This window comes from Stenotrophomonas sp. Steno-C15 (genome assembly GCF_056393265.1).
Genome location: NZ_JBWJPF010000013.1, coordinates 83509 through 99698 on the forward strand (window position 1 = coordinate 83509; position 16190 = coordinate 99698).

Below are 16190 nucleotides of genomic sequence, written 5' to 3' on the forward strand. Positions count from 1 at the left end.
TGCCTAAAAGTAGTCATACGCATACATTGAGCACATGGCACTTCTAAAGACGACCGACGATCTAGGACTCACCATCCGTCAACGTCGCAGGGCGCTTGGCTGGGATCAAGCGGGACTGGCCGAACGTGCGGGGGTGAGCCGCCAGTGGATCATTGATATCGAGAAGGGCAAGCCTCGTGCCGAAATGCATCTGGTACTGCGGGTAATGAATGTCCTCGGCTTGAGGCTCAGCGCAGATGCGCCCACTGCGGATCGCATTCCCTCTACGCACAAAGCCCCCAGTATCGACGCGGTGGTAGCGTCCCACCGAGGTTCATCACACTCAACTTCGCCTCCCGCAGCCGGAACACGGCGTGCGAACCGTTCTGTAGGCGCTGGAGTGGATTTCAGCCGGATTATGGATGAGATCAAATACGAGTTGAGTTCCGCATCAAAACGTTCTGCCGCCATACGAGAGCAGTCAACGCCACCACCACCGAGCAAGCAGAGAAAATGAAACTCAACCTGCTGATGGGTGCCAGCAATGTCGGGATCGTGGAGCAAAACACCCATGGGCATCCCGAACTCACGTATGCTCCATCATGGGTTGCCTCATTGGACGCGGTGCCATTGTCGCTGAGCCTTCCTCTGGCTCAGCAGGTCCATCCCACACAGACGGTATCGGCTGTTCTGTGGGGCCTGCTGCCAGACAATGAAGCCACATTGGATCGGTGGGCCTCCGCCTTCCAGGTTTCTGCACGCAATCCACTCGGCATACTTTCACATGTCGGTGAAGAGTGCGCCGGAGCAATGCAGTTCATCACCGACGACCGCCTTGATCTGGTTGCTTCCGGCGCGCTCGACGCAATAACTCCACTGTCGGACGAGGACGTCGCCGCGAGACTGCAGCGAGTCCGGCAAGACGTGGGAGCCACTCGCAGGCCGGACGATCTCGGCCAGTTCAGCCTTGCAGGCGCCCAAGCAAAGATCGCGCTACTGCATACGGAACAGGGATGGGCTCTCCCATCCGGGCGCATTCCAACCACACATATTCTCAAACCGCCTAGCGGCGACTTCAGAGGATACGTGGAGAACGAAATGTTCTGCCTCGCATTGGCCAGGGAAATGGATCTCTCTACTGCCAACAGCAGCCGCCTTCAGATAGGCACGGAGTCGGCAATATGCGTGGAACGTTACGACCGCTATCAGGTCGATGGTCAGTGGTTCCGCCTGCACCAAGAGGACTTCTGCCAAGCCCTTGGTATTCGCCCCCACCTGAAGTATCAGAATCAAGGTGGACCGGGGCCGGCAGATCTCGGAAATGTTCTGTGGCAGCACTCAGGCAATCCCACGGAAGACGTACAGCGCCTGTTCGACGCGCTGGCGTTCAACTACTTCATTGGTGGCACCGACGCCCACGCGAAGAACTACTCCCTGTTGATCGACAGTGGAGGCCACACAAGGCTCGCGCCGCTGTATGACATTTCAAGCGCGCTTGCCTACCCGGAACTCGATGTCAGGGCAATCCGGATGGCCATGCGCATCGGCAGCCACTACAACTGGTGGGACATACGCTTGAATGACTGGGTGACCCTCTCGGAACAACTGCGACTGGATCCGTCCGATTGTCTGAAGCGAATGACGTTGATGGCATACCAGCTACCTGCGGAGGCCAGCGACGTTCATCAGTTGATGGAGCAGCAAGGCACCGCCCATGAGATTCTTCATCGCCTGGTCGAACAGATCCACATTTCCTGTGAAAGATTCATCCGGAAAGTCCAGGCAGCAGCCACCTGATCACCCCAGCCGCCACACCAACAGGCGGTTGTTGGCCGGCATCGCCACATCGCGCAGGCGGGTGAAGCCGCCTTCCGCGGCCAGCGCCTGCACGGCCTCCGCATCGCGGATGCCGCTGCGCGGATCCCGCGCCTTCAGCCAGGCATCGAACCGCGCATTGCTGTCACTGGTGTAGCGGCCGCCGTAGTTGAAGGGGCCATACACCGCCAGCAATGCGCCATGTCGCAGCACCGACGGCAACGCGGCAAACAGCGCCTGCACGTGCTCCCAGCTCATGATGTGCAGCGTATTGGCACTGAATGCGGCGTCGAACAGACTGCCCTCGGGCACCGGCAGCCCTGCTGCCGGTGGCAGTTCCACCTGCAGCGCCACCGGCGGCAGCAGGTTCAGCAGTGCCGCCTCGGCGCGCCACGCCTCGATACCCGGCAGATGATCCGGGTGGTCGCTGGGCTGCCAGCGCAGCCAGGGCCAGCGTTCGGCGAAGAACACGGCGTGCTGGCCGGTGCCGCTGCCGATCTCCAGTACCCGGTGGCGGTCGCCCATCCACGGATCGAGCGCGGCAGCGATCGGTTCGCGGTTGCGTTCGCAGGCTTCTGAATACGGCTTGCTCGACATCGGGACGGCACCGGACGGGGTCGGGCCATTGTGCACGAGGGAGGGTGTCCGGCAGGGCTGCGCCCTGCACCCACCGAAGCAACATCAACGTCAAAAGCGGACTATCCGTGGGTTGGCGGGGTGGGTCCGGTTGCGGGGGACGGCGTGAATACGTCCCTGTAGCCTCGGTCGCGCCATCCATGGCGCTCACGCCCCCGCAACCGGACCCACCCCGCCTTCGACAGTTGGCCGCGATCTGTCGGAAATACTCTTGGGGTCAGATCCGTTTTCCACAGGAAAACGGATCTGACCCCGGAATTTGATTCGATATCCAACAGCTTTCGTCCACGCATGGCGTGGATCTGCTGGCCGCCGGCCAACTGTCGAAGGTGGGGCGCTGTGGGTTTGCGGGGTGTGAGCCGCATGGATGCGGCGACCAAGCCCCCATGGACGGGTTTACGGCGCCCCCGCAAACCCACAGCACCCCGCCATCCCACGGAATGCCCGCTTTTGACGTTGACGTTGATTCCAGCAGGTGCAGGGCGGCAAGCCCTGCCGCGCCCCACCCATGACTGCAGTCACTTGTGCTGATTGCCCTCCGCTGGCGAAAGTCGAGCAGTTGACGTGATCGGCTTGGCCCGTTGCCGGCCGCACGCGAGTGAGAGAGAGCGCTGTGCAACGACGTGAGTTCCTGGCTTTATCCGGTCTGGGCATGGCCGGCCTGCTGCTGCCGCACGCGCGGTTGATCGCCGCCGAGCAGCTGCTCGAACCGGGCGACATGGCCCGCAGGAAGGTGCTGGCCGAGGCCGCGCTGGCCGCTGCCAAGCGGGCCGGGGCGACCTACTGTGACGTGCGCATCGGCCGCTACCTCAACCAGGCCGTGATCACCCGCGAGGCGCGGGTGCAGAACGTCACCAACAGCGAGTCGTCCGGCATCGGCATCCGGGTCATCGTCAACGGCGCATGGGGCTTCGCCGCCACCCGCGAGCAGACCCCCGCCGCGGTCCTGGCCGCCGTCGGGCAGGCCGCTGCCATCGCGCGCGCCAACGCCCCCCTGCAGAGCCGGCCGGTGCAGCTGGCACCGGTCACCGGCGTCGGCGATGTGAGCTGGAAGACCCCGATCCGCAAGAACGCGATGGCGGTGCCGATCCAGGACAAGGTCGACCTGCTGCTGAGCCTGAATGCGGCGGCGATGAACGCCGGTGCCGACTACATCAATTCCACCCTGTTCCTGGTCAACGAACAGAAGTACTTCGCCTCCAGCGACGGCTCGTTCATCGACCAGGACATCCATCGCATCTGGCTGCCCTTCACGGCCACCGCCATCGACAAGGCCACCGGCAAGTTCCGCACCCGCGCCGGTCTGTCCTCGCCGATGGGCATGGGCTACGAGTTCCTCGATGGCGACGCGCGCGGCAAGGTGCAGCTGCCCGGCGGCATCACCGCCTACCGCGACTCCTACGATCCGGTTGAAGATGCGATCGCAGCGGCGCGGCATGCGCGCGAGAAGCTGAAGGCGCCGTCGGTGAAGCCCGGCAAGTACGATCTGGTACTGGATCCCTCCAACCTGTTCCTGACCATCCACGAGAACGTCGGCCATCCGTTGGAGCTGGACCGCGTGCTGGGCTACGAGGCCAACTACGCCGGCACCAGCTTCGCCACCCTGGACAAGCGCGATGCTGGCTTCCGCTGGGGCAGCGACATCGTCAACTTCTTTGCCGACAAGACCCAACCGGGCAGCCTCGGTGCCGTCGGCTATGACGACGAGGGCGTCAAGACGCTGCGCTGGGACCTGGTCCGCGACGGCATCCTGGTCGATTACCAGGCCACGCGCGATGAGGCACACATCCTCGGCCGCGATGCGTCGCATGGCTGCAGCTACGCCGATTCCTGGTCCAGCGTGCAGTTCCAGCGCATGGCCAATGTCTCACTGGCGCCAGGCAAGCAGTCACTGAGCGTGGAGGACATGATCAAGGACGTGGAGAACGGCATCTACATCCACGGCCGTGGTTCCTATTCCATCGACCAGCAGCGCTACAACGCGCAGTTCGGCGGCCAGCTGTACTACCAGATCAAGGACGGAAAGATCGCCGGCATGGTCGAGGACGCGGCCTACCAGATCCGCACGCCGGAGTTCTGGAACGCCTGTACGGCCATCTGCGACGAACGCGACTTCCGCCTTGGCGGCTCGTTCTTCGACGGCAAGGGCCAGCCGGGCCAGGTCTCGGCGGTGTCGCACGGTTCGTCCACCACCCGCTTCAACGGCATCAACATCATCAACACCGCGCGCAGTCTCGGCGCTTGAGCCACCCCATCGTTCATGGAGAGCAGCCTTGCACAGACGTGACTTCCTGGCCCTGACCGGGCTTACCGCGGGCGGCCTGATCGTGCCGTCCTTCTTCGGCAAAGTGATCGCCGCCGAGCAGCTGCAGTCCAGCCTTGACCCCGCGCTGAAGAAGCGCCTGGCCGATGCTGCCCTGCAGGCCGCCCGCAGTGCCGGCGCCACCTACTGCGACGTGCGCATCGGCCGCTATCTGCGGCAGTTCGTGATCACCCGCGAAGACAAGGTGCAGAACGTGGTGAACACCGAGTCCACCGGTGTGGGCATCCGCGTGATCGTCAACGGTGCCTGGGGCTTCGCCGCCACCAACGCATTGGGTACTGCCGACGTGGCCAGGGCCGCCCAGCAGGCTGCGGCCATCGCCAAGGCCAACGCAGGCGTGCAGAGCGCGCCGGTGCAGCTGGCCAGCACGCCCGGCGTGGGCGAGGTCAGCTGGCGCACGCCGATCCGCAAGAATGCGATGGAGGTGCCGATCAAGGAGAAGGTCGACCTGCTGCTGGACGTCAATGCCGCAGCGATCGGCGCCGGTGCCAGCTTCGTCAATTCGATGCTGTTCCTGGTCAATGAACAGAAGTACTTCGCATCCACCGATGGCTCCTACATCGACCAGGACGTGCACCGCATCTGGGCACCGATGACCGTCACCGCCATCGACAAGACCAGTGGCAAGTTCCGCACCCGCGAAGGCCTGTCTGCGCCGATGGGCCTGGGTTACGAGTATCTGGACGGCGCCGCCGCCGGCAAGGTCGTCAGCCCCAACGGCGTGGTCAACTACAGTTCCTCCTACGACATGAAGGAGGACGCCATCGCGGCCGCCAAGCAGGCGCAGGAGAAACTGAAGGCGCCGTCGGTGAAGCCGGGCAAGTACGACCTGGTACTGGACCCGTCGCACACCTGGCTGACCATCCACGAGTCGATCGGCCATCCGCTGGAGCTGGACCGCGTGCTCGGCTACGAGGCCAACTACGCCGGCACCAGCTTCGCCACCCTGGACAAGCGCGAGCAGCGCTTCCAGTACGGCAGCGAGCTGGTGAACGTGTTCGCCGACAAGACCCAGCCGGGCAGCCTCGGCGCGGTCGCGTACGACGATGAAGGCGTGAAGTGCAAGCGCTGGGACCTGATCAGCAACGGCAAGCTGGTCGACTACCAGACCATCCGCGACCAGGCCCACATCCTCGGCAAGACCGAGTCCGATGGCTGCTGCTATGCCGACTCGTGGTCCAGCGTGCAGTTCCAGCGCATGGCCAACGTGTCGATGGCGCCGGGAAAGACGCCGCTGAGCGTGCCGGACCTGATCAAGGACGTGGAGAACGGCATCTACATCATCGGCGACGGCTCGTTCTCGATCGACCAGCAGCGCTACAACGCCCAGTTCGGCGGCCAGCTGTTCTACGAGATCAAGAACGGCCAGATCACCCGCATGCTGGAGGACGTGGCCTACCAGATCCGCACGCCGGAGTTCTGGAACGCCTGCACCGCCGTGGCCGACGAACGCGATTACCGCCTGGGCGGCTCGTTCTTCGACGGCAAGGGCCAGCCGGGCCAGGTCTCGGCGGTTTCGCACGGCTCGTCGACCGCACGCTTCAACGGCATCAATGTCATCAACACCGCACGCAGCCTCGGCTGACCGGTCAGGAGCCCTTACACCATGAGTATCTTCACCGAAGCCCAGGCCAAGGCCATCCTCGACAAGGTCATCGCCCTGTCCAAGGCCGATGAATGCACCGCCGTGCTGGCGGGATCGATCGCCGGCAACATCCGTTTCGCCCTGAACAACGTTTCCACCAGCGGCATCGTGGACAACACCGAGCTTGCCGTTACCGTGGCCTTCGGCAAGCGCGTAGGCACCGCCTCGATCAACGAGTTCGACGACGCCGCACTGGAACGCGTGGTGCGCCGCGCCGAGGATCTGGCCCGCCTGGCACCGGAGAACCCGGAGTTCATGCCCGCCATCGGCAAGCAGACCTACCGGCCGAGCCCGACCTTCAGCGAGTCCACCGCCGCCATCGATCCGGCATTCCGCGCCAAGGTGGCCGCCGATTCGATCGCGCCCTGCCGTGGCAACGGACTGATTGCCGCAGGCTTCCTTGAAGATGGCCAGGGCTTCTACGCCACTGCCAACAGCAACGGCAACTTCGGTTACCAGCGCACCACCAACTTCGACTACACCTGCACCGTGCGTACCGAGGACGGCCGCGGATCGGGCTGGGTCGGCCGCAACCTGAAGGACGCGGCGGACTTCAAGGCCGACCAGGATGTCCGCATCGCCATGCGCAAGGCCACCGAGTCGGCCGAAGCCAAGGCGCTGGAGCCGGGCAAGTACACGGTCATCCTGGAGCCGGCCGCAGCCGCAGGCCTGATCAGCTTCATGATGAATTTCTTCAGTGCGCGCTCGGCCGACGAAGGCCGCAGCTTCCTGTCGAAGAAGGGCGGCGGCAACAAGCTCGGTGAGCAGGTCTACGACCCACGCGTGAACATGTATGCCGATCCGTGGCACCCGGAAGCGCCGGTGCTGCCGTGGGACAACGAGGGCATGCCGCGCGAGCGCCTGGCCATCATCGAGAACGGCAAGGTGGCCAACCTGGACTACTCGCGCTTCTGGGCGCAGAAGCAGGGCAAGACCGCCAAGGCCACGCCGGGCAACCTGCTGATGAGCGGTGGCGAGAAGAGCACCGCCGAGCTGGTGCGTGGCACCCAGAAGGGCATCCTGGTCACCCGCACCTGGTACATCCGCATGGTCGATCCGCAGACCGTGCTGCTGACCGGCCTGACCCGTGACGGCACCTTCTACATCGAGAACGGCCAGATCAAGCACCCGGTGAAGAACTTCCGCTTCAACGAATCGCCGGTGATCATGCTCAACAACATCGAAGAGCTGGGCAAGCCGGTGCGCGTGGCCGGCGACGAGTCGAGCTTCGTGATGATGATCCCGCCGATGAAGCTGCGCGATTTCACCTTCACCTCGTTGTCCGACGCCGTCTGATGGATCGCCGGGCCTGCCTGCGCTGGTTGGCTGCTGCCGCTTCGGCGGCCGCGCTTCCGGCCTGGGCACAGGCAGGCCCGCGCAGTTCGCGCTACGACTTCTGGTTCACCCGCCTGCAGTACGACTCGGGCGACTGGGACGTGGACGCGCGCATGCCGTCCAACCTGATCACTTCGCTGATCGACTACACCTCGCTGCGCGTGGACCCGCAGGAACACGTGGTGGCACTGGCCGACCCACGCATGCTGGAAGCCCCCTTCTGCTACCTGGCCGGGCACACGCTGGTGGAATTCAACGCCGCCGAGCGGCAGAACTTCGTGCGCTACGTGCGCAACGGGGGCTTCGTCTTCGTCGATGACTGCAACCATGACATCGATGGCCTGTTCGCAACCTCCTTCGAGGCGCAGATGGGCCGCCTGTTCGGGCCCAGGGCGCTGCAGAAGCTGCCCAACAGCCACACGCTGTACCGCAGCTTCTTCCGCTTCCCCGATGGACCACCGGCCACCAGCTTCGAGCTGAACGGCTGGGGCGACGATCTGGTGCACGACTATCTGAAGGGCATCGAGGTCGATGGCCGCCTGGGCGTGCTGTACAGCAACAAGGATTATGGCTGCGAGTGGGATTACGACTGGCGCAACAAGCGCTTCCTGGCCGAGGACAACACGCGCTTCGGCGTCAACATCGTGATGTACGCATTGAACAATTGAGTGAGAGCCCCCCATGACCCGCCCTGATCTCGATTCCCTGCTGCCGCGCCTGCACGATCTGCGCGCCGCCCTGGCCCGTGCCGTGGTCGGCCAGCACACGGTGGTCGAGCAGCTGCTGATCGGACTGCTGGCCGGCGGCCACTGCCTGCTGGAAGGCGCGCCCGGCCTGGGCAAGACCCTGCTGGTGCGTTCGCTGGGGCAGGCGCTGGAGCTGCAGTTCCGACGCGTGCAGTTCACGCCGGACCTGATGCCCAGCGACATTCTGGGTACCGAGCTGCTGGAGGAAGACCACGGCACCGGCCATCGTCATTTCCGCTTCCAGCAGGGGCCGGTCTTCACCAATCTGCTGCTGGCGGATGAGCTCAACCGCACGCCGCCCAAGACCCAGGCCGCGCTGCTGGAAGCCATGCAGGAACGCACCGTCAGCTATGCCGGCACCACCTATGCGCTGCCCGCGCCGTTCTTCGTGCTGGCCACGCAGAATCCGATCGAACAGGCCGGTACCTATCCGCTGCCGGAGGCCCAGCTGGACCGCTTCCTGCTGCACGTCCTGGTCGATTACCCCAGCGAGGCCGAGGAGCGCCAGATCCTGGAACAGACCACCGGCGGTGCCGGCGAGGCGGTGCCGAAGGTGATGGACGCCGCTGCGGTCATCGCCCTGCAGGCGGCAGTGCGCCAGGTGCACGTCAGCCCCGATGTGCTGGCCTGGATCACGCGGCTGGTGCGTGCCAGCCGACCCGGGCCGGAAGCGCCTGCGGCGATCAACCAGTGGGTGAAGTGGGGTGCGGGACCACGCGCCGGACAGTCGCTGGTGCTCGCGGCCAAGGCGCGCGCGTTGCTGCAGGGCCGCTTCGCCGCCACCCGCGAGGACGTGCAGGCCCTGGCTGCACCGGTGATGCGCCACCGCCTGCTGCTGTCGTTCGCCGCCGAAGCCGAACAGAAGCGCGCCGACGACGTGGTCGCCGCTCTGCTGCACGCCGTGCCGTTCCCCGGGTGATCCACGCGTGAGTGCTGGCACGCTGGTCCTGCCTCCCGAACTGCGAGCGCGCCTGCGCGCGCTGCGGTTGCGGCCACGTCTGGCCAGCGGCGCGAGCGGCATCGGCCAGCACGCGAGCCGCAGTCGTGGCGCCGGCCTGGAATTCGCCCAGTACCGCGCCTACGAACCCGGCGATGAACTGCGCCAGATCGACTGGAAACTGTACGCGCGCTCGGACCGCTTCTTCGTGCGCGAGTCGGAGCGCGAAAGCCCGATCACGGTATGGCTGCTGCTCGATGCCACCGCATCGGCCGGCCAGTCCGATCGCACCGCGCCGGCACGCAGCCGCCTGGATCACATGCGCATGCTGGCCGCCTGTGTCAGCGAGCTGGCACTGCAGCAGGGCGATCATTTCGGCCTGCTGACCATCACCGGCGACGGCCTGCAGCTGGTGCCCGCAGCGCAGGGCGCACGCCAGCGCGACCGCGTGCACCTGCAACTGCATGCCCTGCAGCCACGAGGCGGCTGGCCCGCCCGTGAAACGCTGCGCCCGCTGTGGGAGCGCGTTCGCCCGGGCGACCTGCTGCTGGCCATCGGCGATGGCTTTGATGACGCCGGCATCGTGCTACTGGAGCAGCTGGCCAGTGCACGCCGCGAGGTACTGCTGCTGCAGGTGCTGACCGCTGACGAGCGCGACTTCCCGTTCGATGCCGGCCACCGGTTCCGTGACCCTGAAACCGGCGAGGAACTGCTCGGCGATGGCGCGGCGATCCGCGCCGACTACCTGCAGCGTTTCACTGCTGCACACACGGCACTGCACCTGCGGCTGCAGGCCAGTGGCATCGCCAGTGCCACCGGCTGGCTCGATCAACCGGTGGACCAGCCGCTGCAGGCGCTGTTCGGCCGCAGGGGCGGCGCGTGAGCCTGCTGTTTCCGCTCGGGCTGGCCGCACTGGCGGCGTGGCTGCTGCCGCTGCTGATCCATCTCGCGCGTCGCCATCCCTACACGCCGTTGGACTTCGCTGCGCTGCGCTGGCTGCGTGCACGGATCCGCCCGCGCCAGCGCGTCCGCTTCGATGACTGGCCGCTGCTGCTGGTGCGGTTGCTGCTGCTTGCCGCGCTGGCCGTGCTGCTGGCGCGGCCGGCATTGACCGGACCGGCGCCGGCTACCGGCGCATGGACGGTCGTCGCACCCGGTCTGGATGCGACCGCGCTGCATGCCGGCGCTCCTGCCGACGGCGACAACTGGCGCTGGCTTGCGCCCGGATTCCCCACCATCGACCAGCCACCACCGGCCACGGATGTGGCCCTGCCCAGCCTGCTGCGCGAACTGGATGCGAAGCTGCCGACCGGCACCGCGCTGACCGTGCACGTGCCCGATCCGCTGCCCGGCCTCGACGGCATGCGCCTGCAGCTCTCGCGGGCGGTGCAATGGCAGACACATCCCCGTGCGACCGCTGCAACGGCCGCGCCCACCCCGCTGCCGCAACTGCGCATGCACGCTGATGCCCCGGCCGCAGCACAGCGCTGGCTGGCTGCGCTGCAGCGCGCATGGGGCACCCGATCACCCGCGCCCGCCTTGCCTGCGGATGCGCTGCCCGCTTCGGGTGAAGTCGGTGTCTGGAGCCGCGCCGATGCGCTGCCCGCTCACTGGCAGGCATGGCTGCAGGACGGTGGCAGCGTGCTGACCGCCGCCCGGCCGGCAGCGGATGCACGCCCGCTGCTGCGCGACGCCGAAGGCGCGACGCTGCTGTGGCAGCAGCGCGTTGGCCACGGCCGCCTGCTGTTCCTGCCCGGCGAATGGAATGCCGCAGGCAATGCCGCGCTGCGCGATGCCCGCCTGCCGCACACCCTGCTGCAGGCGTTGCAACCCGCGCCACCGCCGCGCTCAGGTGATGCGCAGGATCACGCACCGCGCCAGGTCGCCCTGCCGGCTGCCACGCCTGCCGTGCGTGAGCCCACCGCCTGGCTGCTGCTGGCCATCGTGCTGTTGTTCGCACTGGAGCGCTGGATGGCCAGCAACGCGCGGCGGAGGCTGCCCGCATGACGATGCTGCAACGCGCCTGGCAGCGCGCACGGCGCCGCAGCGGCGCCATCACTCTGCTGCTGGGACTGCCGTGGGCGCTGGCCACGACCACACTTGCACTGCGCCTGGGCGGTTTCGATATCGCCTGCATCGTTGCTACCGCCACTCTGCTCGCCTGCACAGTGCTGGCCACGGTCCGTGCCCGCCGCCTGGACCGCCACTGGGTGCAGCGCCGGCTTGACGGCAGCGGGGCCAGCGAAGACAGCGCCGACCTGCTGTTCGCCGATCCTGCCACACTCAATCCGCTGCAGCAGCGCCAGCGCGACCATGTGCAGGCCGCGCTCGAACGCGCCATGCCGGAACTGCGTCCGCGCTGGCCGCGCGGCGCGTTGCTGCTGTGCTGGGTCGGAGGGATCGCCGTCGCACTGCTTGCGTTGGGCTGGCCACGGTCCGGTCCGCCCATGCCGGGCGTGTCCTCGTCGCGCCCCGCTGCCCCGGCAGTTGCGGGCCCGTTGCAGCTGCAGTCCACCCGCCTGCGCATCGAGGCTCCGGCCTATACGGGTCAACCACCCCGTAACCAGAACGCACTCGATGCCAAGGTCGCCGCCGACAGCCGCCTGTCCTGGTCGCTGCGCTTCGATCGTGCGCCCCGCAGCGCATGGCTGCAGTTCCACGATGGCCGGCGCGTACCGCTGAACGAGCGCGACGGCCACTGGCAGGCGCAGGATGTGGCCCGTGCACCGGTGCTGTACCGCGTGGTCAGCGAACCGGCACTGGCCACGACACGCCTGTACCGCCTGGACGTGGTGGCGGACCGCGCCCCGACCGTACGCGTGCTGGAGCCCGCTGCCAGCCTGGTACTGGGCACGCCCGGGCAGCGCCAGTGGGCACTGCGCTTCGAGGCCAGCGACGATCACGGCGTGGCCACGCAGGCCCGCCTGTCGATCACCCTCACCCAGGGCAGCGGCGAGAACATCACCTTCGTCCAGCGCAGCGTGACGCTCACCGGCAGTGGCGAAGCAACGGCGCGACGGTTCGCTCACACGCTGGATCTGGGTGCACTGGGAGCGCAGCCCGGCAACGATGTGATCGCGCAGCTGGAAGTGCGCGACAACCATGCCCCGACGCCCCAGACCGGCCGCAGCAGCAGCGTGATCCTGCGCCTGCCCAGCAGCGAGGCGGTGCTGGGCGCTGAGCTGGAAGGCCGCATCAAGAAGACCCTGCCGGCCTACTTCCGCAGCCAACGGCAGATCATCCTCGATGCGGAGGCGCTGATCCGCCAGCGGCGCAGCCTGGCCGCCGATGACTTCGTCAAGCGCAGCGACGCCATCGGCGTCGACCAGCGCATCCTGCGCCTGCGCTACGGCCAGTTCCTTGGCGAAGAGAGCGAAGGCGCGCCGAAGCCACCGCCGACCAGCGACCTGCCCACCAGTGACATCCCCACCGCAGACGACCACGACGGCGATCACGACCATGATCACGACCACGCGGCGCAGCCGCAGGCCGGCGACCACGATGCGCATGGCCACGACCACGGCGGCAACGCAGGCAACGCCGATACGCCACCGGTGTTCGGCAGCGCCACGGACGTGCTGACCGAGTATGGCCACACGCACGACCACGCCGAGGCGGCGACCCTGCTCGATCCGCAGACCCGCGCGACGTTGAAGGCGGCACTCGACCAGATGTGGGCCTCCGAAGGCGAGCTGCGCCAGGGACGCCCGGAGCAGGCGCTGCCGTACGCCTACAAGGCACTGGGATTCATCAAGCAGGTCCAGCAGGCCGAACGCATCTACCTGGCCCGCGTCGGCCCGGAACTGCCGCCCATCGATGAGGGCCGGCGCCTGGGCGGTGACCGCGCCGGGCTGGCCAGCCGACAGCTGCCACTGACGGCACGCACGGCACCGGACCCCGCCATCGTCGAGGCCTGGCAACGACTGGGGGACGGCGACGGCACGCCGGATCTGGACGCGCTGGCGGACTGGCAGCAGCGCAATGCGACCTACCTGCCCGACGCGCTCGACCTGGCGGCCGCCATCGAACAGCTGCGCATCGAGCCGGGCTGTGCCAACTGCCGGCAGCGCCTGCGGGCACAGCTGTGGAGGGCGCTGCAGCGCCCCGTGCCGCAGGCCACACGTCGCAGCACGGCCGATGCGATGGGGCAGCGATACCTGGATGCACTGGAGGCGCAGCCATGAACCTGTCGGCACCGGCTCTGTGGGTCGCGCTTGTCCTGGTGCTGATCGTGTTCGTCGCCAGCGCGCGCCAGCTGCGCGCACCGGCGCGACCGCGTGGCCCGCTGTTGGCCGTGCTCGGCCTGCAGGTCATCGCCGCTGCACTGCTGTACGCATGCCTGCTGCCGCCCGCACGGCAGCAGCCCGCTGCGGGCCTGGTGGTGCTGGGTGCCGATGCCGGAAGGGCCAGCGCGCAGCCGGCAAGCGAGGGACCGCTCATCCTGTTGCCCGAAGCCGCCCAGGTGCCGGGCGCGACGCGTGTGCCGGACCTGGCGACCGCGCTGCGCCAGCATCCCTCGACGCGGCTGACCCTGGTCGGCGCCGGCCTGGAGGCACGCGACCGCGACGCCACGCTGCCCGCGCAGGTCCATTGGCAGGCACCGCCCGCCCCTCGCGGCTGGACCGCGCTGCAGCTGCCCGCGGATGTCGCCCCTGGCGCGCGCTTCGACGTGCAGGCGCAGGCCCGCGGCGTCCCCCGCGCACAGGCTGAGCTGCTGGACCCGGCTGACACGGTGATCGACCGCGCCCCGCTGACCGAGGACGGACGGGTACGACTGAGTGGCGTGGCCCGTGCCGAAGGCCGCAGCGTGTTCCGCCTGCGCCTGCTGGATGGCGAAGGCCATGTCGTCGATACCGTTCCCGTACCCCAGCAGACCCTGCCGGCCACGCGGGTCCGCCTGCAGATCCGCGCCGGCACGCCGGGACCCGAACTGAAATACCTGCGACGCTGGGCCACCGATGCCGGCATCGACGTGCAGATGCAGGCCGACACGGGCGCCGGCCTCAGCATCAGCGAAGGTCAGGTCGGTCTGGACGCGGCATCATTGGCGCGCACCGACCTGCTGCTGCTGGACGAGCGCAGCCTGGCCACGCTGGGGAGTGGCCAGCTCGCAGCGGTGCGCCAGGCCATGCACGAGGGCCTGGGTGTGCTGGTCCGCAGTGCCGGCGTGCCATCGGCCGGAGCGCGGCAACGCCTGCGTGAGCTCGGCCTGCCCGTGCAGGGCGATGGCGCCAGCCGCAGCGTCACGCTGCCCGGCGATGGTGACAGCGCGATGCTGGCAGCCCGACGCGGTCCGCTGGCGTCCGGCACGCTGCCCACCCGCGATGGCGAAGAGGCTGATCGTGATTCGCATGCCGCCGCGCTGCCCACCTTGGAACAGCTTGCGCTGCAGGTGCCTGCCACCACCGCACTGCTGCACGACCGCAGTGGCGCTGCCATCGGAGGCTGGCGCGATGCCGGCAAGGGCCGCATCGGCCTGCTGCCGCTGACCGACACGTGGCGCTGGGTGCTGGCCGGCCGCGACGATCGCCATGGCGAGCTGTGGAGCGATGTGGTCGGCACCCTGGCGCGCGCGCAGGGCGGCAGCACCGCGCCGTGGTCGCCGCAGCCGATTGCGTGGGCCGGGGAACGACAGGCCCTGTGCGATGTGCAGGCGCCGTTGCAGGTGTTCGATGCACAGGGCGCGTCGGTGGCGCTGATCGTGGACGGCGGTACCGGCAGCGCACGCTGTGCCGGCTGGTGGCCACGCGAGGCCGGTTGGCACCGGTTGCAGCAGGGCGAACGCTCCTACTGGCGCTATGTGTTCGACAGGACGGATGCAGCGGCGCTGCACCGGCAGGGAATGATCGATGCGACGGCGCAGGCCCTGGCCACCTCCGCACCGGTCAAGGCACAGGCGACACAGCCCGTGCCGGGATCACGCTGGCCATGGTGGCTGGCCTTCGTGCTGTGTGCGTCGCTGCTGTGGTGGCTGGAACGGCGGCCGCCCGGCGTTGCCCGTACGGCATAGCTTCCCCCCATCCTTCGCTCACTTCAGCGGCGGTGCACCACCGCAACCCTCCTGCTGCGCACAGAACTGCAGCGCGCGACGCTGCTGTTCCGCGCTCAGTTCCGGCGGTGGCCGTGCGATGGCGGACTGGATCTGATCCGGCCCCCCGGTGATCTTGTTCAAGCCCTTGCCCGCCGCCAGCAAGCCCTTGACCACGCCCATCATCACGTAGCCGCCGGCCATGCTCACCTGCTCGGGCGTCGGCGGTTCACTCCAGTTGCGGCTGAAGCGGTTGTTCTCGATCTTCACCGGGTTCCTGAAGCGGTACAGATCCAGTGGCTGATCGTCTTCAGGCTTCAGCGCGCGCACTTCGCCGAGGGTGGTGACGTTGCCCTGCGCGGGCGTGCCTTCGGGGGTCACGACAGGCTCCGGCGGTGCGGCGACGGTCTGCCCGGGTTCGGGCACCACCGATACGGGTGATGGCGCCTGCTGCGCCTGCGCGGTACCGGCCAGCACCAGGCCGGCCAGAAGTGCTCCCTGCGTTGCTCGTCGTGCCACCCCTACCGCCCCTGTTGGTTGCATCCTTCGCCTGAGGATACGGATGGCGGCTTCAGATTTCGTTGGAACGGCGCGCGCTGTTCAGCCCGCGCTGAAGTGGACTGCACGTCCGCGCCCGCGAGGTGCACCTGTCATTTGTTCGAGGCGGGCCAGCCCGTTGTTCCGGCGCACGCGGCAGGCGTTTCACTGGATTCGACGTCCGGCTGCCGCCCTCGCACTGAACGGTT

General features: G+C 67.6%; 13 protein-coding genes. 11 read left to right on the plus strand and 2 right to left on the minus strand.

The features are described 5' to 3' along the window. The first annotated feature begins 34 nt into the window (after positions 1-34). On the plus strand, positions 35-496 hold the full coding sequence (locus tag AC06FB_RS11740; RefSeq protein WP_263176733.1) for a helix-turn-helix transcriptional regulator: 462 nt from the start codon (positions 35-37) through the stop codon (positions 494-496). Continuing rightward, positions 493-1776: a type II toxin-antitoxin system HipA family toxin gene (locus AC06FB_RS11745; protein WP_263176731.1), complete on the plus strand. Its 1284-nt coding sequence runs from the start codon at positions 493-495 to the stop codon at positions 1774-1776. The genes AC06FB_RS11740 and AC06FB_RS11745 overlap by 4 nt, the downstream gene beginning before the upstream one ends. On the opposite strand, the gene AC06FB_RS11750 is transcribed toward AC06FB_RS11745, so the two are convergent. Further along, positions 1777-2391 carry a DUF938 domain-containing protein gene (locus AC06FB_RS11750; protein ID WP_459040809.1) on the minus strand — a complete coding sequence of 205 codons (615 nt, stop codon included), beginning with the start codon at positions 2389-2391 and terminating at the stop codon, positions 1777-1779. 652 nt (positions 2392-3043) lie between these two features. Between AC06FB_RS11750 and AC06FB_RS11755 the strand changes: the two genes are divergently transcribed. From AC06FB_RS11755 to AC06FB_RS11795, 9 genes are read left to right on the plus strand one after another with little or no spacing between them, the layout of a single operon-like run. Next, positions 3044-4675, plus strand: a complete 1632-nt coding sequence (locus AC06FB_RS11755; RefSeq protein ID WP_478053717.1) for a TldD/PmbA family protein — start codon at positions 3044-3046, stop codon at positions 4673-4675. A gap of 28 nt (positions 4676-4703) precedes the next feature. Continuing rightward, positions 4704-6338, plus strand: coding sequence for a TldD/PmbA family protein (locus AC06FB_RS11760; protein ID WP_074902370.1), 1635 nt, complete (start codon positions 4704-4706; stop codon positions 6336-6338). 21 nt (positions 6339-6359) lie between these two features. Further along, positions 6360-7694 carry a TldD/PmbA family protein gene (locus tag AC06FB_RS11765; RefSeq protein ID WP_053515946.1) on the plus strand — a complete coding sequence of 445 codons (1335 nt, stop codon included), beginning with the start codon at positions 6360-6362 and terminating at the stop codon, positions 7692-7694. Then, positions 7694-8401 carry a DUF4159 domain-containing protein gene (locus tag AC06FB_RS11770; RefSeq protein WP_461289711.1) on the plus strand — a complete coding sequence of 236 codons (708 nt, stop codon included), beginning with the start codon at positions 7694-7696 and terminating at the stop codon, positions 8399-8401. Before AC06FB_RS11765 ends, AC06FB_RS11770 begins: the two co-directional genes overlap by 1 nt. A 13-nt stretch (positions 8402-8414) precedes the next feature. Further along, positions 8415-9398 carry an AAA family ATPase gene (locus AC06FB_RS11775; RefSeq protein ID WP_053515950.1) on the plus strand — a complete coding sequence of 328 codons (984 nt, stop codon included), beginning with the start codon at positions 8415-8417 and terminating at the stop codon, positions 9396-9398. Between the two features lie 7 nt (positions 9399-9405). Next, on the plus strand, positions 9406-10299 hold the full coding sequence (locus AC06FB_RS11780) for a DUF58 domain-containing protein (RefSeq protein WP_478053718.1): 894 nt from the start codon (positions 9406-9408) through the stop codon (positions 10297-10299). Further along, positions 10296-11423, plus strand: a complete 1128-nt coding sequence (locus tag AC06FB_RS11785) for a BatA domain-containing protein (RefSeq protein ID WP_478053719.1) — start codon at positions 10296-10298, stop codon at positions 11421-11423. Before AC06FB_RS11780 ends, AC06FB_RS11785 begins: the two co-directional genes overlap by 4 nt. Then, entirely contained in the window at positions 11420-13600 is a 2181-nt protein-coding gene (locus AC06FB_RS11790; RefSeq protein WP_478053720.1) for a hypothetical protein, read from the plus strand. The genes AC06FB_RS11785 and AC06FB_RS11790 overlap by 4 nt, the downstream gene beginning before the upstream one ends. Further along, the gene (locus tag AC06FB_RS11795) at positions 13597-15426 is read left to right on the plus strand and encodes a hypothetical protein (protein WP_065182087.1); all 1830 of its coding nucleotides are present in this window, start codon (positions 13597-13599) and stop codon (positions 15424-15426) included. Before AC06FB_RS11790 ends, AC06FB_RS11795 begins: the two co-directional genes overlap by 4 nt. An 18-nt stretch (positions 15427-15444) precedes the next feature. Here the strand turns inward: AC06FB_RS11795 and AC06FB_RS11800 are convergent, their stop codons facing one another. Continuing rightward, complete coding sequence (locus AC06FB_RS11800; RefSeq protein WP_197572009.1) at positions 15445-15987, minus strand: hypothetical protein; 543 nt, start codon at positions 15985-15987, stop codon at positions 15445-15447. Positions 15988-16190 lie beyond the last annotated feature (203 nt).

Bases quoted from the DNA above. Each gene is read 5' to 3' on its own strand.
- AC06FB_RS11750 (WP_459040809.1), bottom strand. From the start codon at position 2,391: ATGTCGAGCAAGCCGTATTCAGAAGCCTGCGAACGCAACCGCGAACCG.
- AC06FB_RS11745 (WP_263176731.1), top strand. From the start codon at position 493: ATGAAACTCAACCTGCTGATGGGTGCCAGCAATGTCGGGATCGTGGAG.
- AC06FB_RS11765 (WP_053515946.1), top strand. From the start codon at position 6,360: ATGAGTATCTTCACCGAAGCCCAGGCCAAGGCCATCCTCGACAAGGTC.
- AC06FB_RS11770 (WP_461289711.1), top strand. From the start codon at position 7,694: ATGGATCGCCGGGCCTGCCTGCGCTGGTTGGCTGCTGCCGCTTCGGCG.
- AC06FB_RS11790 (WP_478053720.1), top strand. From the start codon at position 11,420: ATGACGATGCTGCAACGCGCCTGGCAGCGCGCACGGCGCCGCAGCGGC.
- AC06FB_RS11800 (WP_197572009.1), bottom strand. From the start codon at position 15,987: ATGCAACCAACAGGGGCGGTAGGGGTGGCACGACGAGCAACGCAGGGA.
- AC06FB_RS11775 (WP_053515950.1), top strand. From the start codon at position 8,415: ATGACCCGCCCTGATCTCGATTCCCTGCTGCCGCGCCTGCACGATCTG.
- AC06FB_RS11740 (WP_263176733.1), top strand. From the start codon at position 35: ATGGCACTTCTAAAGACGACCGACGATCTAGGACTCACCATCCGTCAA.
- AC06FB_RS11795 (WP_065182087.1), top strand. From the start codon at position 13,597: ATGAACCTGTCGGCACCGGCTCTGTGGGTCGCGCTTGTCCTGGTGCTG.